Source organism: Pseudomonas sp. R4-84 (assembly GCF_054130985.1).
In genome coordinates, this window is sequence record NZ_CP096390.1 from 4,933,782 (window position 1) to 4,957,199 (window position 23,418).

Below are 23,418 nucleotides of genomic sequence, written 5' to 3' on the forward strand. Positions count from 1 at the left end.
CATCACAGGACATGACAAACAAACCCACCGCGGCCTCACCCCCGCTCCGGACCCAAGAATCCGCGTTACAGATCAGTACTTTGCACCTGCGCGTCCAGCTCTTCCTCGGTCAATGACTGGATCAGCTCCGCTTCCTTGACGCTGTGCTGCAGGCCCAGTGCCTCGGACTTGGTCCCATAGTCAGCCTCCTCCAGGGTTCCGGCCGCCTTGGCCTCATCCAATGCAAGCTGGTCGGTGATAAGGGTGTCGGTCAGCGCCTGGAACGCGGCTTCATGCTGCTGTTTCAAAAAGTCGATCCAGAATTCACGCTCCAGCAGCGATTGCACCTGCCGAGGTGAATCGTCCAGGGCCAGGACCTGGGTAGCGGCTGCATCCAGCATGTCCTGGGTGACGTTGCCCAGGTGGACAAAACGCCCGCCTTTCGGCTGCCCCGGTAACGCCAGCCGATCCCTCAGCCCCACCCGGTAGGCGAGGCGCACTTCGACTTCCTCTATCTCTGCCAGGTGCCGGGCCTTCTGCTCGGCCGACAGGTCCCGGCGGGCCGTGATGGCGTCACGCCGTCGCTGAATGTCCTCCAGAGCGATGCGCTCCACTTCATCGATGCGAAACAATCCCTTGGCCAATTTGATCAACGTCCCGGCCTCAGCCTCGCCATTGGCCGTGGCCTTGGCGTCGTGAATCATCAATCTGATTTCCAGGTAGCTGAACGATAACGCTGCGCGGTCCTCACACGCCGGAGCCCCCGCCAGTTCGAACAACTCACGACGCAGGTCGGTGGAAGCCTCGGCGGCTTCCAGCATTTGCCAGACACGCGACTGCAGGTCCGAGTAGCTTTCTTCGCCTTGATAGGAGGTGGCCAGGCGATTCAACAGCTCGAAGAACTCACCCGATTGCGGTTCACTCGCCAGGCTTTGCCACAACGCGCGTTTGTTGGGTAATTGGCTGTCGGGCAAATTCTGCACCCACTGCTGCACATTGGCCGCCGTTCCCACCGCGACATGACCAAACGCCCCGTGTTGACGCAACGTTATCCACTCGGGATGCTCACGCCACAGGTCCGCCCAGTAATCATGCAGGCGCTGCTGGGTCGCTGCGTTCAATGGATTGCCTTGGAGGAAAGTCACGCCGTTGACGCGGGCCGTGGCAAGGACGTCAGCCGCCGCCGGGTTGAGCAGCGCCTCCGGAACGTCGGTCAACTGGTTGTCGCGTAAATCGACGAACTCCAGCGGCAAGCCGTGCAGGCCGGCGGGCCAGGTGTCGATTCCGGTGCCCTTGAGGCCCAGGCCGCGCAAATCGGACATTCGACTGAAATCCGGCAGCTGCCCCACGGGGTTGTTTTCCAGATTGAGGACCTTCAGTCGGGTAAGACCCTGCAGGACTTCAACACAACGAGGGGTCAGGGTAATGGTGTTGTCTTTGAGCAGCAGCTTGGTCAGGCCATCCATTGCCCCCAAGGCCGCGGGAATTTGGGCCAGGCGGTTGTCAGTCATGTCCAGCCAGCGAAGAGAGGAAAAACCGGAAAGAAAACCTTCGCAGGCCTGTTGTGACAGGTCCATGCCTGCCATTTTCAGCGAGGCCACGTGGCTGAAATCCGCCGACAGCTCCGGCAGGTAACCGACTGTCAGCCGGCCCAGATCGAGCTGATAGCCCGCCGCGCGGCCATCCGCGGCTGTCACCACGGCGGTCTGGCGCCTCCAGCAACGCTTGATCTGATCGGCCACCCCGCGCTTGCGCACGGGTGGCACCTGCTCCATGCGGTCGCCCGAATAAATCCAACTGGTCGTATTGGCCCAACGGTCGAGGTCCCGATCCAGCATCTCCAGCTCGATCTTGCGTCGCTTGAGCTCCGCCACGGCGCCGTCGCCCAATGAAGCCAGCAACGCCCGGACCTGTTCGTTCGTATGGTTGGGGTACAACTCCAGGACGCGACTTTCCACCGAACGCCCCAGCCCCAACAAGGCTCGCAGCCCGCTCAGCGGGTATCCCACCGCGCCCGACGCCAGGCGCATCGGTGAGCGGAACGATGGCTTGATGGCGGGCAAGTTCAAGGTTCGCGCCAACGAATTGCGCGGCAATGGCGCTTTCCCGAGGGCCTTTTCCAGCAGGCCGCCCTGGTGGATCGAAGGGCGCCCCATGGCCTGGCGCTCGGCGTCCGGCAGGGCGTGTTGCAACGCGTCGAAGACGCTGCCCCAATGGCTCAATTCATTGCCCCGGTCATCAAGGGCCTGGTAGCGAGCACCGTCCCTGACCACGATCTTGGTCTGCGCCGCCTCCAGCGGCCCGATGCTGTCGACCAAGGCGCCGCCCGCATGATCGTCTCGCAGTTCGATACGCACCGTGTCGCTCCAGCCGGGCAGGGTCTTGAGCGTTGCCAGCGCCAATCGGGGCGTGTCCGCGGTCGCCAACGCAGGCTGGTACAGGCCTTCATAGGCCCGGTTCAAACGCACCGTTCGCTGACAATGACGCAGTTCCTCGGCGATGCGCAGCGGAATCGGCTTGGTCTGGGTGGGATCGGCGTCATTCCACGCGGCCATCTGCTGAAGCTCCGCACGGTTGGCATCGGTGATCATCTGCTCGATGGCCGCGGCCGGCACCGATGGGAAGCGGGATTTGATCAACGCCACCCGAGGGTCGACTGGCTCTTGGCTCCTGGCGTAGTAATCATTGAGCAGCTGGACTTTTTCACGCCGCGCCACTTCCGCGAGGTTGTTCCTGAGCTGGCGAATCCGAGCATCCATGTTCGTTTTCGCTATCGCCGGACGGGTGTCGGCCAGCAGATCCTTCCCGGTCGCGTCCACCGCCTCGATCAGATTCTTCAGCACCGAAGAGGTACGCACCTTTGCCTCGGGAATGATCACATCACTCACCGGAGCCGAGCCCTGGGATGGACGAACATACCGCCAGAGCGTCTTGCCCGCCCCGTCCACCACCTTCAATCTCAGCCCGCTTGGCCAGGGGCCATAACCGGCAAGCAAGTGCAACTGCGTCACTGGATCGGCTTCGTCCTGTCGCAGCGAATCCTCGCTTTGCAGCTGCCCGATAAAATTGTCGACTTGTCGCGCCAAGTCAAAGCGCTTGACCGTATCGGCCAGCAATGCGGGCATCGGCTCGCCTTCCACATGCATGCGTCGCAACACGTCCTCGCTGGTGCCACTGGCGATGCGGATCTGCTCCAGTTCGCTGTCGCTGAAATCCTCGACCCGATGGCCCAGCCTGCGCATCAGGGTTGTGCCTTTCCAACCCTGTGGTCTTTCGAGTTCATGGTTCCAGGCGCCGCTGCCGTTGTGCGTCAGCTTGGGCTGGTAGGCATCCGGCCGGGAAGGATGACGGATGCGATAGCGGTGGGTAATCGGGTCCTGTTGTACTTCGTAGTGGTGCCCGTCCAATGGCAGGACCTTGCGGCCACTGACCTCGTACAGCCCTAGACTGTCCGGGACGGCGCCGACGAGTGGGCGCAAAGGACTGCGGTACGGCGTGAGATCAGGGTTCCAGAGTCGCGACTCCCCGCTGGCCCGTTCAACCGCTTCCAACCGATCCACCCTGGCCGATGCCTGGATCTTCGGCAACACTTTGGCGCCTGCGACGATAAACGCGATATTGAGCGCCACGCTGGAAAAGTGCGCCCACATCTCCTGGGTTTCCCCTTGCTCGAACGCCTCGATACCTTCGAACGCTTCTTCGAACATCTGCACGGCCGCCACGGTCAGCATCAGTGGCCCTAACGCAGGCACCACGAATGCCAATTGGTTAAGCACGTCGATCACCGTGTTCGTCCAACTCTCCAGGCGCGCCAGGCGGGCGGCTTTGTCTTCATCGGCGGTGGGCACCGCCACCGTTCGCGCGTCCATCTCGATTTTCTGCAATTGCTCGCGGCGCAAGGCTTCCCACAGCGAGCCGGTGATGGGCGATGCGGCCATGCGCAAATTCTTCAACGAGGGCTTGAGCGGATAGTCCGATTGGGTATCGGCCTCGGGAGAGGGTTGGTACAACTGGTCGAACTGCTTGAAAAAATGCCCTTGCTGGCTCAGCGGTACGAAACGGCTGAAAAACTGTCGGTAGGCGATGCCATGGAGGCGCCGACGCAGTTCCACCATGAACTCGGTGCTGGACGGATACTCCTTGAGAGGATGCTCGGGATCGCCCGGTAGATACGCCACCACACGCTCCAGGCGCCGGGTATTTTCCCGGTCGGGCCCCATCAGTACCGGGCCGACCAGTTCGGTGTCGAAGATTTTCAGCGAAGTGAACGTCACCGGTCGCCCGTCGAGCATGGCGCCGTCCTGATCGCCGACCACTTGCCGCAGCATCAGGTACGTGTCACGGCTGATGTCGGCCTTGGCCCAGGCGACTTCGACACTCAGCGCCAACGACTGACGGTGGTGGTCGCGCATTTGCTGGTCCAGACGGCGGCGGGCGTCTTCGTCAGCGGGTCGAGCGATGGCACGAATGTGCTGCTGGTAGCGGCGCCCCAGGTCCAGCTTGCGGCATAGTCTGGCAAAGGCGTGCGGAGCGATTAACGCCCCCGCCCGAACGGCCTCCAGCGTAGGCGCAGGCGTACCGCTGGCGGTCAGCGCCGTGGTGGTGATGACATGGCAGCCATCGCAATCGAGCTTTTGCTCTTCGTCGGGTTCGAAGTTCGCCAGTGCCGTTTCCAGCAGCGAAGCACCTCGGTACTCGTAGGTATCCCAGGCCTCGCCCGTCAGGCGGTGAAGCAGCGTGCTGCCCAGGTCCTTGCGTGTCTTGCTGGCGTACTGGCGGGCGTAATAAACCTTCTCCACATCCAGGGTTCGCTTGAATTCCTGCTGGATGGCCTGGGTCAGCAACGGCTTGGCAAAGGCGCGGATATCCTCGATGCGGCCCAAGCTGTTGTCGATCAGGTTCAGGCTGGCGCGGTAGCGCGCATGCTGGTCCTTGAGGCGGGTCCGGGTTTCGTGGGAGGTCTTGGGGTACCAGGCCGGGAGTTTCAGGTCGTGGTCGCTCAACGCCTGCTGGCGCCGCATGACGGCCCCGATGTACCAATCGGGAACGCGCTGCCTGAGCAGGTCGACATGGACGCCGCGATTTTCAGGCAGCGGCGTCATGCCGGGGTCGCTAACGGCAGAAATAGGTAATGGCATTCGGATCATCCTTGATGGTGGAAAACCCGAGCCTACCCAGCGCGTCACTGACGAGTGCGGTAACTATTTATCGTTTTTTTCCGCCAGGGACCCCGCGCGTGCCTACTCCACCCAACGGCCCAGTTGCTGGCGCAGCCGACGGTTCTCGGATCGCAACTGCTGGACCTCCTCCAACAGATCCAGCGCCAGCGCGACACCTTCCCATTCCAGTTCCAACTCACGGCGCAGCTTGGCGGCCCGGCGGGCCAGGACCAGTTCGTAATCGGTGAAACGCCAATCGGTCGGGGCCGCGCCGTGGGGCTCGAGGATGCCGTGCTCGACGATTTCAATCACGTGGACATCCGCCAACGCAGCGGCTTCACAGAATTCCATCAGGTTCAGTTCGATGATCGGGTCGTTCATGGTCTGCTTCTCCCAATGCTTCAACTGTCGAGTCTAGCCAGGATTGTGAAAACCCGGTTTTGTGGCGAGGGAGCTTGCTCCCGCTCGGCTGCGCAGCAGTCGTAAAACCTGCCTACCGGTTTTTCCTGGCGCACCGTGTCGAATGGTTTTGGGGCTGCTTCGCAGCCCAGCGGGAGCAAGCTCCCTCGCCACGGAGTGCGTTGCCAGGCCTGTGGTTACCGGTCAGAAGTGCTCCCGAGGATCGAACGCAGCTTTCTTCGCCAACTCGGCCCACAACGCCTTGACCGATTCATCGCTGGCCTTGGGCATCACGGCCTTGAGCTGCACGAACAGGTAGCCGCGCTCGCCGGCCTTGTTGCGCAGGCCATGGCCCTTGGCGCGCATGCGCTGGCCGTTCTGGCTGCCGGCCGGGACCTTGAGGTTGATCTTGCCGGTGAGGGTCGGCACCGCGACCTCGGTCCCCAGCGCCAATTCCCATGGCGCCAGGGGCAAGGTGATGATCAGGTCTTGGCCTTCGACGTCGAACTTGGGGTGCGGCGCGAAACGAATGGTCAGGTACAAGTCCCCATTGGCGCCACCACCGATTCCCGGCGCGCCCTGGCCCTTGAGGCGGATACGCTCGCCATCGGTCACCCCCAGCGGGATCTTCACGTTCAGGCTCTTGCTGGTATTGCTCACGTGCTGGCCCGCCGCGTTGTATTGCTGCACCTGGAAACTGACCTTCTTCGACTCGTTCGACAGGGTTTCTTCCAGGAAGATCGGTAATTCCATTTCCACGTCTTGCCCCCGACGGCCGGCGCTGCGACCCGATTGACGGCCACCGAAACCCGGCCCGCGATTGCCAAAGATCGAACTGAAGAAGTCCGAGAAGTCACCCGTATCCTGGCCACCAAAACCGCCACGGCTCTGCCAACCCGGCGGTCCCTGGAATGGCTGTCCGTGCTGACCATAACGGCGCAGGTCGTCGTACTCGGCACGCTTGTCGGCGCTTTTCAACGCCTCATAGGCTTCGGAGACGTCCTTGAACTTGGTTTCGGCGTCCTTCTCTTTGCTCACGTCCGGGTGGTACTTGCGCGCCAACTTTCGATAGGCAGCCTTGATCGTGGCATCGTCGGCCGTCGGCTCGACACCCAGGATCTTGTAATAGTCTTTGAAGTCCATCTTAAGCATCACCATCCGTTATCGATGTCGCACCGCCACGCACGGCATGCCCGGATGACCGGACAGCGGGTTGACCAGCCTCAAGATTGGGACCGGGCGGCGCATCAGAAGTTTATCGGCAGCGGGTGGCGGTTCTTGTGTCCGCCCGATGGCTGCCAGGCTCATGCCAGCAAGTTTGGGGGTGTGACGTCGTCTTTCAAGGCCCGTGTTTGCGAATTAGCGGATAACCGGCCTTCGAATCCGCGCCGCACTGGCATACACTGCGCGGCCGTTTTTTCGACCGGAATCTGAAAGACATGAAAAACGCATCCCCGGCCCGTGCCTGCGGCATCGACTTCGGCACGTCCAACTCCACTGTCGGCTGGCTGCGCCCCGGCATGGAAACGTTGATCGCGCTGGAGGACGACAAGATCACCTTGCCCTCGGTGGTCTTTTTCAATCAGGAAGAGCGCCGTCCGGTGTACGGTCGCCTGGCGCTGCACGAATACCTGGAAGGCTACGAAGGCCGTCTGATGCGTTCGCTCAAGAGCCTGCTGGGTTCCAAGCTGATCAAGCACGACACCAGCGTGCTGGGCACGGCGATGCCGTTCAAGGACCTGCTGGGGCTGTTCATCGGCCAGTTGAAGAAACGCGCCGAAGCCACTGCCGGTCGAGAATTCGAAGAAGTGGTGCTGGGCCGCCCGGTGTTTTTTGTCGATGACGACGAAATGGCCGACCAGGAAGCCGAGAACACCTTGGTCGATGTGGCACGGGCCATCGGTTTCAAGGAAGTGTCGTTCCAGTACGAGCCCATCGCGGCGGCTTTCGACTATGAATCGACCATCGAGAAAGAAGAGCTGGTGCTGATCGTCGACATCGGCGGTGGTACGTCGGACTTCTCCCTGGTGCGCCTGTCGCCCGAGCGTCGTACCCACGATAACCGTCACGCCGACATCCTCGCGACCGGTGGCGTGCACATCGGCGGCACCGACTTCGACAAGCAACTCAGCCTGCAAGGCCTGATGCCGCTTTTCGGCTACGGCAGCCGCATGAAAAGCGGCGCCTACATGCCCACCAGCCACCACATGAACCTGGCGACCTGGCACACGATCAACGCGGTGTATTCGCAGAAATCCACCCTGGCCCTGGGCAGCATGCGCTACGACATCGAAGACACCGCGGGCATCGACCGGCTGTTCAAACTGATCGAACAGCGCGCCGGGCACTGGCTGGCGATGGAAGTGGAAGAGACCAAGATTCACCTGACCCACGCCGACCAGCGCCATGTGGCCCTGGACCGGATCGAACCGGGCCTGAGCGTCGATCTGAGCCGGGCCTTGTTCGAGTCGGCCATCGACGGCTTGCTTGAGCGGGTACGCGGCAGCGTCACGCAGTTGCTCAACGATGCCAACGTGCGGGTTGATCAGGTCGATACGGTGTTCTTCACCGGCGGCTCCAGCGGCATCCCGGCGCTGCGCAACAGCGTCTCGGCGATGCTTCCCCAGGCGCGGCATGTGGAAGGCAATATCTTTGGCAGTATCGGCAGTGGATTGGCGATCGAGGCGATGAAGCGGTATGGGAGTCAGGCCTGATTCAGGACCGAGGCGCCCCCTTCGCGAGCAGGCTCGCTCCCACAGTTTGACCGAATGCGATCGAACTGTGGGAGCGAGCCTGCTCGCGAAAGCGGTAGATCAATCGATACAACGGTCGGATCAAACCATCCCCACCTGCTTCAACTCGCTCTTGAGATACGCATAGTAGATAGGCCCCGCCACCACCCCCGGCAGGCCGAATGCCGCTTCGAACACCAGCATCGCCATGAGCAATTCCCACGACTTGGCGCTGATCTGTCCGCCGACGATACGGGCGTTGAGGAAGTATTCGAGCTTGTGGATCACGATCAGGTAACCCAGCGCGGCCACCGCCACCCAGATCGACAATGACAGGGCGACCACAGTGATCAGGGTGTTGGACATCAGGTTGCCGATCACCGGCAACAGCCCCAGCAGGAACGTCATCACGATCAGGGTCTTGGTCAGGGGTAGCTGGATGCCGAACAGCGGCAGCACCACCGCCAGGAAAATCCCGGTGAAGAACGTATTGAGCAGGGAAATCTTGATCTGGGCGAAGACGATGTTGCGAAAGGCCTTGACCAGCAGGTTCAGGCGATCGAACAGCGCAGCGGCCAGGGGCTTGCGCTTGGTCAGGTCGGGGATGCGCTGCAGGGCGACGATGGCGCCGAGCACCATGCCGATCAACAGCGTCACGAACATGTGGGCCGCGTCCTTGCCCACCAGCTGCAGGTCGCTCAAGTGCTTGCTCACCCAATCACCGATCGCCACCCGGAACTCGGCGGCGCTGGCCGGCAGGTAGGCATCGATGAACGGCGGCAGTTGCCCACGGGCGCGATCGACCACGGTCATGAACTTGTCCAGGGAGGCCCCGGGATTTTCCGCTTCGTGCAGCAGGAAACTGAAGGCGCCGGCAAAGATCAGGGTCAGCACACTGACCACCAACGTGCCGAGCAATGCCACCGCCAACCAGCGGGCACGCCGGCCTTCGATCAATCGTTGCAACTGCGGAGTGAGCATGTTGACCAGCTCGAACACCAGCAACCCGGCCAACAGGCTCGGCAACAGGCGCAGCGGCAACACCAGCAACAGCCCACCAAAAATGATCACCCAACTGATCACCAACAACACATGACGCTGAGAAAACGTTGGCATACAGCCCCAGGACAAAACGGCATGAAAGGATCGGCAGTCTGCCAGCGATCCGCTGGCAGCACTAGGGATTGTATCGGCCGATTTGGCCCAGGGCTCAGAAGATCCGGCGCTTATTTTTTCTTCAGGCACTCACTCATGAACGCCTTGCGAGCGTCACCCTTCAACGCCTGCTCGGTGGCAGTGGCATTGCAGCTTTTCATGCGGTCCTGTGGGGTCGCCTTGAGGCAGTTGCTCATGAAGGTCTTGCGTTCGTCACCCTTGAGGGCCTTGGCGGTGGCGTCGGCGTTGCAGGTGGTCATCTTGGTTTGTTGGGCCGTGGCGGCGAACCCCTGGGAACACAGCAGCAAACCCATCATCAACAAAGGGACACGGAGCATCTTCATGGTGTTTCTCCTGGTTGCCGCACGAGGGTGTGGCGATGGGGTGCAGTGTAGACAAAGCCTGTTACACCTTCATCTGTTCGATTTCCCGAGCATGAACTACCAGTGTCTGGAGCATGTCGGCAACGAACGATAACGCGCGACGCCCTGCGTCCTACAAGCCTGCCGCCTTCAACCGCTCGGCATGCTCGACAAACAACCGGATCGGCTCCGCCCCCCTGCCCACCAGCCCCAGCGACTGATTGACGATGTCGAAATGGTCCAGCGGGTAGTCATCCCGGATCACCGTGCCCAGGTGCGAACTGCAGCGCCCGACCATACCATCGCACTGCCCGGCTTCGCGCACGAAGGTGCGGGCGAACAACCGGCAGCTTCGATTGGTGCCATCGAAGAGGTTGCGACCCTTGTCGGTCTTGCCCGGCTGCAACGTCCCCGACCAGGAGTAGTAACGCACGCCATTGACCTCTTCCGGCCCGTGCCCGCCCCAGGTTTGGGGCAGCCCCTGTGGATAACGTTCGTTGAACAGCGCCACCCCGGCAGTGGTGAGCGAAGCATGGGATGCCTTGAGGTCGGCTGGCAGCCGTGGCCCGTGATAACCGGTGTCCAGCAGGCTCATGATCGCGTTGATCAGCCGCAGCAAGGCACTGAGCACCCGGCCCTTGGCGCTGTCGGCCGGGTAATGGGTTTGCAGGTAATCGGCTAGCTCGGAACCGTGGTTGGTACCGGCCACCGAAGAGACCGACGCCACCAGGTCCGGGCGTTTGGCCGCGGCGTAGCGGGCAGTGAGGGCGCCCTGGCTGTGGCCGATCAGGTTGACCTTTTGCGCGCCGGTTTGCCGCAGCACTTCCTCAATCCGGGCCAACAGCTGCTCGCCGCGAACCTCGGATGAATGCAAGGGCGAGACCTTCACAGGAATCACCACGGCCCCGCCCCGGCGCAATGCCTCTGCGATGCCATACCAGTACGGATACAACACCAGGCGAATGAAACCGAGCATGCCCGGGACCAGCACCAAGGGGTAGCGAGTGGCACAGCGTTGCGACATGGCGACATCCTTGCGATCAAGAGGTGGTCAGCATCAGTACCGATGATGACCAGTCTATGACACCCGAGGCACTTCAGCCCGATCGCGGCAAGACCCAGGTCCTCAAAAGGTTCGGGCGAGCGCCAGCAAGCGCTGCTCGGCCTCGGCATAGGAACGCGCGAAGCTGTGCTCGGCGGACTCTTCGCCTTCGGCCGCCACCACCGTCACGTCGTTGATACCGATGAAGCCCAGCACCGCCCGCAGCCAGGTGTCGGCGTGGTTCATGGCCTCCAATTGGCCACCAGGGCCGAAGCCGAAATCACCTCGGCTGGTCACGATCAGCGCCTTTTTGCCCGACACCAGCGGCTCGTACTGGGAAACACCGTTGTCGAGGCTGTGGTTGAACGTCACGCCGATGCGTACGATCTGGTCGACCCAGGCTTTCACGCCGCTGGGCACGCCAAAATTGTGCATGGGTGCCGAGATTACCAAGCGATCGTGGGCTTGCAATTCGGCAACCAGCGCATCGCTCAGCGCCAGGTCGGCCTGCATGGTCAATGGCCGCGCCTGGGGCTCGGAGTAAAACGCCGCCGCAATAAAGGCTTCGTTGACCGCAGGGATGGCGGCGCGGCCCACCTCGCGGCGAGTCGGTTGGCAAAGTGGATTGGCGGCCTGCCACGCCACTATGAATGCCTCCGTCAGACGTCGGGAATGGGAACGCTCACCGCGTGGGCTACCCTGTACGACAAGAATGCTGCTCATCTGTAACTCCTTCTAATTCGACTACAATCGGAACGGCCTGTGGCTTTAAGATTGGAGCCCGGTCGCCCTTGATCGCAAATGAGCGTTAGTTCATCCGGATGAGTTGTTTTCATCCATACGGAGATTTCCAATGTTTGCCACCCTGCCCCTCAATGCCTTGCGAGCCTTCGAGGCGGCTGCACGCCTGCTCAGTTTCAAGGCGGCGGCCGAAGAGCTGGCGGTCACCCCGACAGCGATTTCCCACCAGATCCGCTCCCTGGAAACCTGGCTGGGGGCGCAGTTGTTCGAACGCTTGCCGCGCCGGGTACGCCTCACCGACGCGGGACAGCGGCTGTTCCACAGCTTGCACGGGGCATTGCTGGAAGTTGCACAAAGCGTCGACAGCCTGCGCCCGCAACGCAGCACCACGCACCTGACGATATCCACCACGGCGGCGTTTGCCGCCCTGTGGCTGGTGCCGCGCCTGGGGCGGTTTTACGCGCGCCATCCGAACATCAACGTACGCCTGGACACCCATTGCGAAGTCATCGACTTGCTTCAGGACGCCAGCGTCGATCTGGTGGTGCGCTACAGCCTGGACGGCTACTCGAACCTCTATGGCATGTGCCTGTTCGAAGAGAGCTTCGGCGTGTATGGCTCGCCGGAACAAGTCGCGCTGGCCACCCGGCAGCCGCCGACACTGATCAGCGTGCGCTGGCATAACGCCAAGCTGTACGCCCACGGTTGGGACGCCTGGTGCGCCCAGGCGGGGGAAAGCTGGATGACCCGGCAACCTTGCATACGTGAATACGATGAAGAGCACTACGCCCTGCAAGCGGCCATCGCCGGCCAGGGCCTGGTATTGGCGAGCAATATCCTGGCTTCGCAAAGCGTCGCCAGCGGGTTGCTGGTGGGTTATCGCCCCAAGGTCCAAGTCAGCGGTGCCGGCTACAGCGCGCTTTGCGTGCCGGGACGAGAGCGGCACCCGCCCGTGCGGGATTTTTTCCAATGGGTGGAGGAGGAAGCACGCTTGTCCGGGCACGCCTTGAAAAATCCGGTAAAACTTTTCCAGGATCGCATCACTCAGAACTAGAGCGATCGCGCCAGCAGAGCGTGACGCCTAACCGGATCAGCCTCCAGGAGAACGAGATGAGCGACATGCACTTATCCGACGTCACGACCCTGCGCGAACGTGCGCGCCAGAACGTCCAGAACGGCGCGGTCACCGAAGGCTACAACGCCGATCGACAGGAAATCATCCGCCTGCTCAACGAAGCATTGGCCACCGAACTGGTCTGCACACTGCGCTACAAGCGTCACTATTTCATGGCCACCGGCCTGAAGGCCGGTGTCGCGGCGAGTGAGTTTCTCGAACACGCCAACCAGGAATCCGAGCACGCCGACAGGCTCGCCGAACGCATCGTGCAACTGGGTGGCGAACCGGAATTCAACCCCGACCTGTTGACCCGGCATTCCCACGCCCAGTACGTGGCAGGCAATACGCTCAAGGAAATGGTGTTCGAAGACTTGGTCGCCGAACGTATCGCCATCGACAGCTATCGGGAAATCGTCCAATACATCGGCGAAAAAGACCCAACCACTCGGCGCATCTTCGAAGACATCCTGGCCCAGGAAGAAGAGCACGCTGATGACATGGCCGATATCCTGGCCGATCTCTGATACGCCTTTCGCGAGCAGGCTCGCACCCACAGGGGATCGCGTTTTTCTTTTGAAGAAACTCGATCGAAGGCGGGAGCGAGCCTGATCGCGGTGAGGCCGATAGCATCACTACTCGGCTACCGGGTAGGCTTGACCGTGACCGGCGCCTTGCCCGCCTTCATCTGTTCAAGCAACGGCGCGCACTGGTTCGGCTCGCCACCGCTGGGCGCGACCAGGGCCAACAGCCCCGCCGCCGGTGCGGCGATGACACCCAGGGCAACCATCCCGGCACCGCGCAACATCAGTGGCACGGCCTTGACGCCGGCGGCAGGGTTGGCAAACGTGCCCCGCACGTACAGCGGCGAGCGTAGAGAAATCAACCGCCAGCCCTTGGACTCGGGCGTGACGGTCAGGTCCAGTTGTTCGGTGGCCATGTTCGCCGTACCGTCGATATAGATAATCGCGTTCTCGGTGTCGAACACGAACAGGCGCGTGGTCGCCAGGCCGGTCTTGATATCGAAGTCAGCCGCTGCGCAATTGATCTTCACTTCCTTGTCGCCAAAGATTTTTCCCACCACGTAATTGCCGACGTTGAGCCCCGCCAGTTCCATCAGCTCGCGGCTGATGGCGCCGTCGTTGATGAGCATCTTCAGGGTGCCATTGGAGGTGCCCAGCAACGCCGCCACCGAATTGCCGCGCCCGGAAATATCCGCGTCGCCATTGAGTTCACCAAAACTGGTCTTCATTGGCTCGAATCCCGGGAACAACTGCTTGAGCTTGAAGCCCCGCGCAGTCAATTTCGCCTGGCCTTCGAGGGGCTGGGTGTGGCCGTTGAGGCGGATCTGCGCATCGAGCCGGCCACCGGCGACGCCAAAGCGCAGGGGCTCCAGGCTCAGTTGGCCGTCGTTGAGCACCAGGTGCGTGTAGAGATCGGTGAACGGCAACTGCTCGCTGTGAACGATACGCTTGCCGGTGAACTCCACGTCGGCGTCCATCGCACTCCAGCGTTCGGTGCGGAACTCCTCCACCGGCAACACCTTGTCGGACGGTTGTTTGCTGGCGCCGCCACGGGCTTTTTGTTCGGCATTGGAGTCCGCGCCGATCAACGGCGCCAAATCACTGAACAACAACTGGTCGGACACCAGCGCACCGCTGAGTTTCGGCCGGGGCTGGCTGGCGACATAGGCCAGGTTACCGTGGATGTCACTGTCGCCAATCTTGCCGTTGAACGCCTCGTAGCGAAACTGTGCGCCGTCCGGCTCGTGGAGCTTGGCGATCAATCGGCCGTCCGTGGAATACGGTGGCGAATCCGGCAGGGTCACGCCCGTCAGCGGATAAAGATTGGCCAGGCTGTTGCCGGACAGTTTCAAACGCAGGTCAAGGGCGCCGAGGTTCTTTGGGTCGGTCAGGGTGCCGGCCAGTTCGACGCGGGTGTCGGCGATCTTCGCCTGGGCCTGCAATGGAAAAGGTTGTGCCGCATCCTGCAACGCCAGCAGGCCGCCGACCTTGCCGGATCCGCTGAGACCCTGCCCGTGATATTGCCCGTCGACCTTGAAGGCAAAGGCATAGTCTTGTGGTGACGAGCCCTGTTCCCGGGTTCTTTTCGCGGTTTTTTCCCCGACGATATCACTGAAGGGAATGGGCTTGCCCAACGGGTCGACCAGCACGTCGAGCCGGGTCTTGAGCGTCTGGTCGTCGAGCGTGACATGCCCCTTGTCAAAACCGATGGCGCCGATGTCCACCACCCAACTGGACGGCTCGGCGTCCGGGTCCTTTGGATCGAACTGGAAAGTCCAATTGGCCCGTCCATCGGCCAGGCGCTGCAGGCTGGCGTCGGGGCCGGTCAGGTCGATACGCGGGATGGCCACCCGCCGCGCCAGCAACGCCAGGGGCGAGATACGCAACTCGACGCGCTTGAGCGTGACCATCTGCGGGAGCTTCGACCAATCCGGGTTGCCCAGGGTCAGGTCTTCGGCGACCACATGCGGCCATGGCAGCCATGCCCGCCAGCCGCCCTCGCCGGGTTCGCGCCGCCAGATCACCGCCAGGTTGCCATTGATTGCGAATGGGCGATGCAGCTCTTCGGAAACCTTGGCATTGAGCGCAGGCTTGATGCGGTTCCAATCGAAGAACGCGATGAACAGCACCAGCACGGTCAGCAGGACAACGAGGCAGGCAAAGCCCCAGGCGAAGATTTTTGAGGTGCGCGTCATGCACAAGGCTCCTGAGGCAGATGGACGTCCGGACCGCGACGTCTGGGGCAGCACGAACCTGTAGCCGGCTCGTTGCGATGATCGTTGGACAGGCAAAACGGCCAACAGGTTTACCACCAAGGGTGACGAACGGCACTAAAAAAACACGCACGAACCTGACCGACTCGTCAGCTACCTGTTACCGCCCCCGCACATCTGCGGGGCGCGAGTGAGTACAAACTACCCACTTCAGGGCAAAACTGCTGCCCTGAAACCCCCGTTCTAGAGCCTTTGCACGGAACAATCAATTCTGTTGATTATTACCATTGTCTTTATGAACTTTTATATCGACTTATCGAGAGTAGCATTGCCCTCGTACCCACTTTTCAGCCCTCCCGAGGAGCAACGATCATGAAACGCCAAATACTGATGAGCCTTTCCCTTTCACTGCTGGCCTCTACCGCTTTCGCCCTGCCAGCTTCCGAACAAGCCACTCCACAGGTCAAGGACAGCCACTCTGTCTACAGCCAAACCGTCGCCGAAGGTGGCCGTGACCGCCTGGAAGAAAAAGGCCTGGTTGAAGGTGGCTCGGACCGTACACCACAAGGCCAGACCTTGGCTGCCGATGGCTCCGACCGTACTCCACAAGGCCAGACCTTGGCTGCCGATGGCTCCGACCGTACTCCACAAGGCCAGACCTTGGCTGCCGATGGTTCCGACCGTACTCCACTGGGCGAATTCCTGGCCGCTGACGGTTCCGACCGCACCCCACTGGGCGAATCCCTGGCCGCTGACGGTTCCGACCGCACCCCACAAGGCCAGACCCTGGCTGCCGATGGTTCCGACCGCACTCCACAAGGCCAGACCTTGGCTGCCGATGGTTCCGGTCGCACTCCACAAGGCCAACTCCTTGCTGCGGACGGCGGCGATCGCGTCATCAAACGCCGCGGCGAAGTGAGCTGAGCCCATGGTGGTTATGAAAAAAGCCCGATTCCTTGAATCGGGCTTTTGATTTTCCAGCACCTCGTTTTCCCCGATTACCTCCTACCGTTCGACGACGGCAAAGCCGATTTGCTAGAGTGCGTCGCTCCCATGACTCGGAAGTCAGTCCTGCGATGCTGCCCCGCGCCGAACAGAAACAACAGACCCGAAACGCCCTGATGGACGCAGCCCGCCACTTGATGGAATGTGGCAGGGGGTTCGGCAGCCTGAGCCTGCGTGAAGTGGCCAAGACGGCAGGCATCGTACCGACCGGGTTCTACCGACACTTCCAGGACATGGACCAATTGGGCCTGGCGCTCGTCAGCGAAGTCGGCCAGACCTTTCGCGAAACCATACGACTGGTACGTCACAACGAGTTCGTCATGGGCGGCATCATCGACGCGTCAGTGCGGATTTTTCTCGACGTGGTTCATGCCAACCGATCCCAGTTCCTGTTCCTGGCTCGCGAGCAATACGGTGGATCGCAGCCGGTCCGACAAGCCATCGCGAGGCTGCGTGAAGACATCAGCTCGGACCTGGCCGCCGACCTGGCGCTAATGCCGAAACTCCAGCACCTGGACCTCGCCGGGCTCAACGTAATGGCCGATCTCATCGTCAAGAGTGTCTTCGCCACCTTGCCGGACATCATCGACCCGCCCGCCGAAGCCCTGCCCGAGCACCTCACGCCCCAGGCGAAGATTACCCAGCAACTGCGGTTCATCTTCATTGGCCTCAAGCATTGGCGTGGATTGGGCAGTACCGAATAGCGCCTGATGTTTCCTTAGTGGGAAGGCGCTTGCTCGCGATGGCGGAGTCTCAGTCCCCTGATTGCTTACCTGACACACCGCCTCCCGAAAAACCACGGGACAGATGTTCCGTGATGTAGGAAAAGGCGCATCCGAGCCTGCGAACTTTCCTATTCGCTGCAAATGCCACCCGCGCCGGAATTGCGCTCAATCAGCGGCTCATCGTCTTATTCATCGCTTCCGAGAACTGTCAACGCGCCCTTGCGTAAGACGGACTGGTATAGGAGCCATGAAAATGAACGCAGAAGATTTTTTGCCCACGGTAGAGCCAGCCGTGGGCCGCCGTGCGCGCCGGAATGAAATGAAGGAGAACAGCCAATGAACAGGGGTTATTTCATTGGCCGGGGCGACAAGACCACGTGTGGTGGTGAAGTGCTGGATGGCGATGGTAGGGTCAATATGTTCGGCCTGCTGCACGCCCGCGAAGGGGACCGGGTTTCGTGTGGAAAGGACGGAAAAATCTATCAGATCAGGGGCGGCATAGCGCACATGGTCAGCCATGGCAAGCGAATGGCCGGCACGTTGGATAGTCACAGTACCTGCCCCTGCAAAGCGCAACTGATCCCCTCGGTATCCTGGGCCACTTATGAAGGTGCGAATTCTGCACCGCAAGCCAACCGAGCCGCTCAGCCGGCTCCACAGTCCGCGACCGCGACCCACGCACCAAGTGCTTCACGCCAATCGTTTCTCGCCCCGTCAATCAGCCCGCCGCCCCGCGCATCCACCCGCGTAGAACCCCTGGAGCCGGGCTTCTACGTTGTGCCCAGAAGCGTGACCCGCGAAGCGCTGGAGGCGATGCTGTTCCAATCACCCGACCCGGCGGTGATGCGCAAATTCCGCGCGCTCAATCCTTATCGCGATGTGGTCAAGGCCGGTTCGATGATCGTGCTGAGCGATCCGAACAATCATCAATGCACCCGCGAAGAGGCGCTGTTGATGGAAACAGCAATATGGATCAACGATGCCCTTGAGCCGCTAAGCGCGGACGAGGCCGACTTCATGGCCCGGCATCGAGATGAAATCGAGACCTTCTTCGCCCAAGGCTCGACTGCCATCGGTGTTGGTGAGGCCATCTTCGCCAAAAATCTGGAGGACGTTAAAACCGTTCTGCGGGATATCGAGGCGTTGCATCAACGTACTTTCCGGCGCGATGGGCACTTACGGTCGTCGGTTTTTTTTGCAGAGCGCAAACAACTGCTCTCTAGGCTCGACACTCATCTGACCACCCTGACGCGAAAGGGCACCGGGCTTCCAGATCATCCAAACTTGAAAAGCGCCTTGGGCATCTCCAGTCGCAGTTTGGTCCACCGTTGGACCAAGGCTGGTGGCGCAGGTCAGATTCCAGGTTATGCGACACATATTGAGGGTGTCTCCAAAGCGGCCAAAATCATCAAGTACGGGGGGTGGATTGGCCCGATTATTGGAGGTGGAGCTTCGTATATGAAGGTCCAGGATGTTTGCACGGCAGACAGTGCGCAGGCTTGTAAGAAAGTTAAGTTCGCTGAGACTGGCAGCTTCGCTGGTGGCGTGGCAGGTGGTGTAGCAGCAGGCGCCGCCCTGACTGGGCCTGTGGTTGGAGCGATCTGTATCGGGTTAAGTGTGCCGACAGGAGGGTTGGCAATGGTGGGGTGCGGTCTTCTGGTGGTCGGAACGGGGTCGCTTGCGGGGGGTGTCCTTGGAGGAATACTGGGTGAAAAAACAGGCGAACTTATCTATGAGGCTGCCCAATGACTGTGAGCGTCTCTGAAAAATTATTTATGGTCGTCGGGATAATTGATTTGGGAGGAATTTTCATTTGGATTGGAATGTGTCTGTACTTGGCTTACAAAAAAATAGACCTAATATTGGATCACTTGAAAAATTGTTCAGCCGTCATGACGATCGCATCACTGCGCCATGGTGGTCCTTGGGGAAAATTGATGCTGGTAGGCGGTATTTCCGGACTCATCACCTTTCCCAATTTCTACCTCAAAAGAGGCGGACTTAATGTCGAAGACATAAATAGTTTTCCCGCGAGCCTTAAGCGCAAGCTAGTAGCACTGCAGTGGTGTGTTATCGCACTTCTATCGGTAATGATTGCTCTTGCCATGCTCGTTAAGTTTGGTCTCGCTTAGTCTTCCTGTCCCATAGCTCGACCTGTGTCTTGTGATTCAACTCTGATCGCGATGGTCAGCAAATCATATGGCAGAAAGGCACTGTCAGGCTTGAACTAGGCAGCGCTTTCGTGTGGGAGCGAGCTTGCTCGCGATGGGGGCAGGTCAGGCAACACTGATGTCGGCTGGTCTACCGCTATCGCGAGCAAGCTCGCTTCCACAGTGCGCCGTGCAAGCTACAAAATGGTGCGCAACACCACCAAGCGCACCATAACGACACGCAATCCGCCCCATCCTGAAACGCCATCCCCAGGTATTTCCTACACCATCTTCGATTGGCAAGCCCCTTGCTCTAAACACAGCAATGTTCATTGCTGGAAGCACTCCGATGCTGGTGATTCACCGCAGAATCGACACACAACCAGGCTGGGACGCCGAGTTGCACCTGACCTTCGACGCACGCAGCAAAAGCCGCCTGCGCTGTTTCAGTGCCGAAGGCGAGGACGTGGGGCTGTTCCTCGAACGAGGCCAGCCACCGCTGTACGATGGCGAATGCCTGCAGGCCGAGGACGGGCGCATCGTGCGTGTCTGCGCGCGTCCCGAGCAGTTGCTGCATGTCACCTGCGCCAATGCGTTCGAGCTGACCCGCGCGGCCTACCACTTGGGTAATCGCCACGTGGCCCTGCAAGTAGGCGATGGCTGGCTGCGCTTGCTGGATGACTACGTGCTCAAGGCGATGCTCGAACAGTTGGGCGCCAGCGCCGAATCCATCGAAGCCCCATTCCAGCCAGAACACGGCGCCTACGGCGGCGGCCACCATCATTCCCGGCACGGCGATGAAGATTTCAACTACGCGCCGCGCCTGCACCAGTTTGGTGTGCGCACATGAACCCGGCCTGGGCGCTGCTGCGCCTGGCCAGTCCGCAACTGCCGATTGGCGGCTACAGCTATTCCCAGGGATTGGAAATGGCGGTGGATAACGGCCAGGTTCGGACGCCCGACGACGCACGCCAATGGCTCAGCGACCAGATGCTGCTGAACCTGGCGCGCTTCGAAGCGCCTCTGCTGCGGGCCCATTGCACAGCCGCCGCGGCTGACGATTGGGACGGGCTGCGGCAACTTTGCGAGCAACACCGCGCCAGCCGGGAAACCCGCGAGCTGTTTCAGGAAAGCCGGCAGATGGGTTACTCGTTGCAGCAGCTGCTCGCCGGCCTGCCGGAACTCGACAGTGCGGCCCGCGACTTTCTGCAGCAGCGCGACGAACCCCACCTGGCGCTGGGCTGGGCCTTGGCGGCGCGCGCCTGGAACATCAGCCCGCAGGACGCCCTCGCCGCCTGGTTGTGGAGCTGGCTGGAAAACCAATTGGCGGTGCTGATGAAAACCCTGCCCCTGGGTCAACAAGCCGCCCAGCGCCTGACGAGCGAGTTGCTGCCGGTGCTGCAACAAGCCCAGCACATCGCCTCGAACATCGATCCCGATCATTACGGCAGCGCCGCGTTTGGCCTGTCCCTGGCGTGCATGGCTCATGAGCGCCAGTACAGCCGCCTGTTTCGTTCCTAGGAGACACACATGAACACACAACCTCTGCGCGTGGGTATCGGCGGCCCGGTGGGCTCCGGCAAGACCGCGCTCACGCTTGCCCTGTGCCTGGCCCTGCGCGAGCGCTACAACCTCGCGGTGGTCACCAACGACATCTATACCCGCGAGGACGCCGACTTCCTGGTGCGCAACGAAGCCCTGGCGCCGGAACGGATCATTGGCGTCGAAACCGGCGGCTGCCCACACACGGCGATCCGTGAAGACGCGTCGATCAACCTGGAAGCAGTGGACCAGTTGAACCGGCGTTTCCCAGGCCTGGACCTGATCCTGGTGGAGTCCGGCGGTGACAACCTGTCGGCTACCTTCAGCCCCGAACTGTCAGACCTGACCATCTACGTCATCGACGTTTCGGCGGGCGACAAGCTGCCGCGCAAAGGCGGGCCGGGTATCTGCAAGTCCGATTTGCTGGTGATCAACAAAATCGACCTGGCGCCACTGGTCGGCGCATCCCTGGAAATGATGAACAGCGATACCCAGCGGATGCGCAACGGCAAGCCGTTCGTCTTCAGCAACCAGAAGACCGGCCAGGGCCTGGACGACATCATTGCCTTCATCGAGCGCCAAGGCCTGTTGACGGCCGCGTGATCTTTCCCATTCCAACAAGGAAGCTTCTCCATGACATGCAAACGTATCTGCGGCGCCCTCGCCCTGCTATTGACCCCGGCGCTGGCCTTCGCCCACCCCGGCCACGGCAATAATGGCCTGATCGCCGGGCTGGGCCACCCGATCGGCGGGCTCGATCATTTGCTGGCGATGCTCGCGGTCGGTTTGTGGGCCGCACAACAACAAGGCGCTGCGCGTTGGGCACTGCCGTGTACCTTCGTCGGCGCAATGCTGCTTGGCGGCGTGCTGGGTTTTGAAGGCCTGCACCTTCCGGCGCTGGAAAGCGGGATCGCCGCCTCGGTACTCGCCCTGGGCCTGGCGGTGGCACTGGCCGTGCGTCCACCGCTGGGCCTGGCTGTCGCTGCGACTGCGGTGTTTGCGCTGTTCCATGGCGTGGCCCATGGCTTGGAGCTGCCGGACATGTCCAGCCCCTGGGCTTACGCCGTAGGCTTTGTCGCAGCGACAGCGGCGTTGCACGGCGCAGGTTTTGCGCTGGTGCGGGTGTTGCCGCGAGCGGCGGCGCCATTGGTGCGGTTGGCCGGGGCGGCTTCGGCGGCGGCCGGGGTTTGGCTGTTGGCGGGTTGATTCTCTAGCGCCCAGCCGGCCCTCATCGCGAGCAAGCTCGCTCCCCCACTTTGATCGGTGTACGCCCCGCCCTGTGGGAGCGAGCTTGCTCGCGATGACGGACTTACAGGCGTCATCTCTCTGGAGTCGGTCACTCTGCTACCATGTCGCGCATTCGCCCCCGCCGTGACGACGTCCGCCAATGCCTGATGCTTCCCGCCCCGCTCCCCAGCCTGAATTGACCGCCCTGTTCGCCACGGTGCGCCAGCATTTTCACGACGTGATCGTGACGATGTGGCAGGGCCCGGGCTGGAATGCCGAACTGGCGTTGCCCTATGAATCCCTCGACAGCCAGCACCAGCCGCTGCCGCCCCAGCGTTACCGGGCCATGGCCTGTGCGCGGCAGCTGTATGTGTTCGCCAGCCTGATCGGTGAGGTGCCGCAGGCCGAGGAGCGCGCCGCCGCGTTGTTCCGCTCATTGCAGCGGCATTTCCACGACGCCGAACATGGCGGCTGGTTCTACAGCATCGACCCGCAGGGCGCGCCGCTGGACATGGGCAAAGACCTTTATACCCACGCGTTTATCCTGTTCGCCTGCGCCCATTACTGGGGCAAGGTTCGCGAGCCGTTGGTGGAATCGACGTTGAACGCCGCGCTGGAAGTGATCAGCCGGCGCTTCGCCACCGGGGACGGTCTCTACGAAGCCAGCCTGGGGCGTGACTGGTCGACCTGCCAATCCGGCCCGTTGCAGAATCCGCTGATGCACCTGGCCGAAGCGTTCCTGGCAACCCTCTCGGTTCGCGACGATGCCACCGTGCGCCAGGCGTTGCTGAGCCTTTGCGATGGGATGTACCGGCACTTCGTGGACCCGGAACAGAAGGCCATGATGGAGAAACCACTCAAGGCTGTGGATAACTGGTTCGAGCCAGGCCATCAATTCGAATGGTATTTCCTGCTGGCCTCATCGCCCTTGTTGCGTGGTGGCAAGCTGCACACGGCGCTAGAGCACAGCTTTGGTTTTACCGAGCGACAAGGTGTCGATCCGGACTCCAGCGCGGTACGCGCGATGCTGAGCCTGGCGCCGCAATCGACCCCACGCGACGCCACTCAACGCATCTGGGCCCAAGCGGAATACCTGCGGGCATTGACGTTGCGCCCGGGAAGCGACAATGCCTTGCTGCGTCAACTGCAAGCGCTGCAGCAGCATTTCCTGCATCCCCGGGGCTGGAATGAATGTCTTGACGCCGACGGCATCGTCAGCCGCCGGGACATGCCTTCGACCACCCCTTATCATCTTCTGACCTGCTACCGCGGTCTGGCCGACTACCTGGCGTAACACTTTTCGTGGCGAGGGAGCTTGCACCCTCGCCACAACAGCTCATCGATTCCAG

Annotated in this window: 20 protein-coding genes; 12 read left to right on the forward strand and 8 right to left on the reverse strand. The window is 61.4% G+C overall.

Annotation, left to right across the window (positions count from 1 at the left end; translation table 11 throughout):
• Positions 1–65: 65 nt before the first annotated feature.
• The 3 genes from M1D68_RS22435 to M1D68_RS22445 form a co-directional block, all read right to left on the reverse strand.
• On the reverse strand, positions 66–5,117 hold the full coding sequence (locus tag M1D68_RS22435) for an NEL-type E3 ubiquitin ligase domain-containing protein (RefSeq protein ID WP_457968401.1): 5,052 nt from the start codon (positions 5,115–5,117) through the stop codon (positions 66–68).
• A gap of 102 nt (positions 5,118–5,219) precedes the next feature.
• Complete coding sequence (locus M1D68_RS22440; protein WP_420766237.1) at positions 5,220–5,519, reverse strand: chaperone modulator CbpM; 300 nt, start codon at positions 5,517–5,519, stop codon at positions 5,220–5,222.
• A gap of 222 nt (positions 5,520–5,741) precedes the next feature.
• Positions 5,742–6,680 (reverse strand): DnaJ C-terminal domain-containing protein, encoded by a 939-nt coding sequence (locus tag M1D68_RS22445; protein WP_457968403.1) that lies wholly within the window; start codon positions 6,678–6,680, stop codon positions 5,742–5,744.
• Between the two features lie 296 nt (positions 6,681–6,976).
• Here M1D68_RS22445 and M1D68_RS22450 point away from each other — a divergent pair, with 296 nt between their 5' ends.
• Complete coding sequence (locus M1D68_RS22450) at positions 6,977–8,251, forward strand: Hsp70 family protein (RefSeq protein WP_434608031.1); 1,275 nt, start codon at positions 6,977–6,979, stop codon at positions 8,249–8,251.
• 120 nt (positions 8,252–8,371) lie between these two features.
• On the opposite strand, the gene M1D68_RS22455 is transcribed toward M1D68_RS22450, so the two are convergent.
• From M1D68_RS22455 to M1D68_RS22470, 4 genes are all read right to left on the reverse strand, one after another.
• A complete protein-coding gene (locus M1D68_RS22455) occupies positions 8,372–9,385 on the reverse strand; it encodes an AI-2E family transporter (RefSeq protein WP_420766234.1) in 1,014 nt (337 codons plus the stop codon).
• 110 nt (positions 9,386–9,495) lie between these two features.
• Positions 9,496–9,768 (reverse strand): PsiF family protein, encoded by a 273-nt coding sequence (locus M1D68_RS22460; protein WP_457968405.1) that lies wholly within the window; start codon positions 9,766–9,768, stop codon positions 9,496–9,498.
• A 151-nt stretch (positions 9,769–9,919) separates the two neighbouring features.
• Positions 9,920–10,810 (reverse strand): alpha/beta fold hydrolase, encoded by an 891-nt coding sequence (locus M1D68_RS22465; RefSeq protein ID WP_457968407.1) that lies wholly within the window; start codon positions 10,808–10,810, stop codon positions 9,920–9,922.
• Positions 10,811–10,912: 102 nt separating this feature from the next.
• Entirely contained in the window at positions 10,913–11,551 is a 639-nt protein-coding gene (locus M1D68_RS22470; RefSeq protein WP_457968409.1) for an FMN-dependent NADH-azoreductase, read from the reverse strand.
• A gap of 130 nt (positions 11,552–11,681) precedes the next feature.
• On the opposite strand from M1D68_RS22470, the gene M1D68_RS22475 reads away from it, so the two are divergent.
• Positions 11,682–12,623, forward strand: coding sequence for a LysR substrate-binding domain-containing protein (locus tag M1D68_RS22475; protein ID WP_457968410.1), 942 nt, complete (start codon positions 11,682–11,684; stop codon positions 12,621–12,623).
• 56 nt (positions 12,624–12,679) lie between these two features.
• Positions 12,680–13,210 carry a ferritin-like domain-containing protein gene (locus M1D68_RS22480; RefSeq protein WP_420766229.1) on the forward strand — a complete coding sequence of 177 codons (531 nt, stop codon included), beginning with the start codon at positions 12,680–12,682 and terminating at the stop codon, positions 13,208–13,210.
• 116 nt (positions 13,211–13,326) lie between these two features.
• Here the strand turns inward: M1D68_RS22480 and M1D68_RS22485 are convergent, their stop codons facing one another.
• On the reverse strand, positions 13,327–15,402 hold the full coding sequence (locus tag M1D68_RS22485) for an AsmA family protein (protein ID WP_434649092.1): 2,076 nt from the start codon (positions 15,400–15,402) through the stop codon (positions 13,327–13,329).
• Between the two features lie 390 nt (positions 15,403–15,792).
• On the opposite strand from M1D68_RS22485, the gene M1D68_RS22490 reads away from it, so the two are divergent.
• The 9 genes from M1D68_RS22490 (at position 15,793) to M1D68_RS22530 (ending at position 23,363) form a co-directional block, all read left to right on the forward strand.
• Complete coding sequence (locus M1D68_RS22490) at positions 15,793–16,344, forward strand: hypothetical protein (RefSeq protein WP_457968413.1); 552 nt, start codon at positions 15,793–15,795, stop codon at positions 16,342–16,344.
• Between the two features lie 152 nt (positions 16,345–16,496).
• Positions 16,497–17,129, forward strand: coding sequence for a TetR family transcriptional regulator (locus M1D68_RS22495; RefSeq protein WP_039592574.1), 633 nt, complete (start codon positions 16,497–16,499; stop codon positions 17,127–17,129).
• Between the two features lie 357 nt (positions 17,130–17,486).
• A complete protein-coding gene (locus M1D68_RS22500; protein ID WP_457968415.1) occupies positions 17,487–18,899 on the forward strand; it encodes a PAAR domain-containing protein in 1,413 nt (470 codons plus the stop codon).
• The gene (locus M1D68_RS22505; RefSeq protein ID WP_457968417.1) at positions 18,896–19,282 is read left to right on the forward strand and encodes a hypothetical protein; all 387 of its coding nucleotides are present in this window, start codon (positions 18,896–18,898) and stop codon (positions 19,280–19,282) included. Before M1D68_RS22500 ends, M1D68_RS22505 begins: the two co-directional genes overlap by 4 nt.
• 367 nt (positions 19,283–19,649) lie before the next feature.
• Positions 19,650–20,150, forward strand: coding sequence for an urease accessory protein UreE (gene ureE, locus M1D68_RS22510; protein WP_420766224.1), 501 nt, complete (start codon positions 19,650–19,652; stop codon positions 20,148–20,150).
• Entirely contained in the window at positions 20,147–20,821 is a 675-nt protein-coding gene (locus M1D68_RS22515) for an urease accessory protein UreF (RefSeq protein WP_457968419.1), read from the forward strand. The genes ureE and M1D68_RS22515 overlap by 4 nt, the downstream gene beginning before the upstream one ends.
• A gap of 9 nt (positions 20,822–20,830) precedes the next feature.
• The gene (gene ureG / locus M1D68_RS22520; protein WP_420766222.1) at positions 20,831–21,445 is read left to right on the forward strand and encodes an urease accessory protein UreG; all 615 of its coding nucleotides are present in this window, start codon (positions 20,831–20,833) and stop codon (positions 21,443–21,445) included.
• Positions 21,446–21,475: 30 nt separating this feature from the next.
• Entirely contained in the window at positions 21,476–22,048 is a 573-nt protein-coding gene (locus M1D68_RS22525; RefSeq protein ID WP_457968420.1) for a HupE/UreJ family protein, read from the forward strand.
• Positions 22,049–22,229: 181 nt separating this feature from the next.
• Positions 22,230–23,363 carry an AGE family epimerase/isomerase gene (locus M1D68_RS22530; protein WP_457968422.1) on the forward strand — a complete coding sequence of 378 codons (1,134 nt, stop codon included), beginning with the start codon at positions 22,230–22,232 and terminating at the stop codon, positions 23,361–23,363.
• The last annotated feature ends 55 nt before the right edge of the window (positions 23,364–23,418 follow it).

Excerpts from the sequence above, each read along its gene's own strand:
- M1D68_RS22435 (WP_457968401.1), bottom strand. The coding sequence starts at position 5,117 with ATGCCATTACCTATTTCTGCCGTTAGCGACCCCGGCATGACGCCGCTG.
- M1D68_RS22440 (WP_420766237.1), bottom strand. The coding sequence starts at position 5,519 with ATGAACGACCCGATCATCGAACTGAACCTGATGGAATTCTGTGAAGCC.
- M1D68_RS22445 (WP_457968403.1), bottom strand. The coding sequence starts at position 6,680 with ATGGACTTCAAAGACTATTACAAGATCCTGGGTGTCGAGCCGACGGCC.
- M1D68_RS22450 (WP_434608031.1), top strand. The coding sequence starts at position 6,977 with ATGAAAAACGCATCCCCGGCCCGTGCCTGCGGCATCGACTTCGGCACG.
- M1D68_RS22455 (WP_420766234.1), bottom strand. The coding sequence starts at position 9,385 with ATGCCAACGTTTTCTCAGCGTCATGTGTTGTTGGTGATCAGTTGGGTG.
- M1D68_RS22460 (WP_457968405.1), bottom strand. The coding sequence starts at position 9,768 with ATGAAGATGCTCCGTGTCCCTTTGTTGATGATGGGTTTGCTGCTGTGT.
- M1D68_RS22465 (WP_457968407.1), bottom strand. The coding sequence starts at position 10,810 with ATGTCGCAACGCTGTGCCACTCGCTACCCCTTGGTGCTGGTCCCGGGC.
- M1D68_RS22470 (WP_457968409.1), bottom strand. The coding sequence starts at position 11,551 with ATGAGCAGCATTCTTGTCGTACAGGGTAGCCCACGCGGTGAGCGTTCC.
- M1D68_RS22475 (WP_457968410.1), top strand. The coding sequence starts at position 11,682 with ATGTTTGCCACCCTGCCCCTCAATGCCTTGCGAGCCTTCGAGGCGGCT.
- M1D68_RS22480 (WP_420766229.1), top strand. The coding sequence starts at position 12,680 with ATGAGCGACATGCACTTATCCGACGTCACGACCCTGCGCGAACGTGCG.
- M1D68_RS22485 (WP_434649092.1), bottom strand. The coding sequence starts at position 15,402 with ATGACGCGCACCTCAAAAATCTTCGCCTGGGGCTTTGCCTGCCTCGTT.
- M1D68_RS22490 (WP_457968413.1), top strand. The coding sequence starts at position 15,793 with ATGAAACGCCAAATACTGATGAGCCTTTCCCTTTCACTGCTGGCCTCT.
- M1D68_RS22495 (WP_039592574.1), top strand. The coding sequence starts at position 16,497 with ATGCTGCCCCGCGCCGAACAGAAACAACAGACCCGAAACGCCCTGATG.
- M1D68_RS22500 (WP_457968415.1), top strand. The coding sequence starts at position 17,487 with ATGAACAGGGGTTATTTCATTGGCCGGGGCGACAAGACCACGTGTGGT.
- M1D68_RS22505 (WP_457968417.1), top strand. The coding sequence starts at position 18,896 with ATGACTGTGAGCGTCTCTGAAAAATTATTTATGGTCGTCGGGATAATT.
- ureE (WP_420766224.1), top strand. The coding sequence starts at position 19,650 with ATGCTGGTGATTCACCGCAGAATCGACACACAACCAGGCTGGGACGCC.
- M1D68_RS22515 (WP_457968419.1), top strand. The coding sequence starts at position 20,147 with ATGAACCCGGCCTGGGCGCTGCTGCGCCTGGCCAGTCCGCAACTGCCG.
- ureG (WP_420766222.1), top strand. The coding sequence starts at position 20,831 with ATGAACACACAACCTCTGCGCGTGGGTATCGGCGGCCCGGTGGGCTCC.
- M1D68_RS22525 (WP_457968420.1), top strand. The coding sequence starts at position 21,476 with ATGACATGCAAACGTATCTGCGGCGCCCTCGCCCTGCTATTGACCCCG.
- M1D68_RS22530 (WP_457968422.1), top strand. The coding sequence starts at position 22,230 with ATGCCTGATGCTTCCCGCCCCGCTCCCCAGCCTGAATTGACCGCCCTG.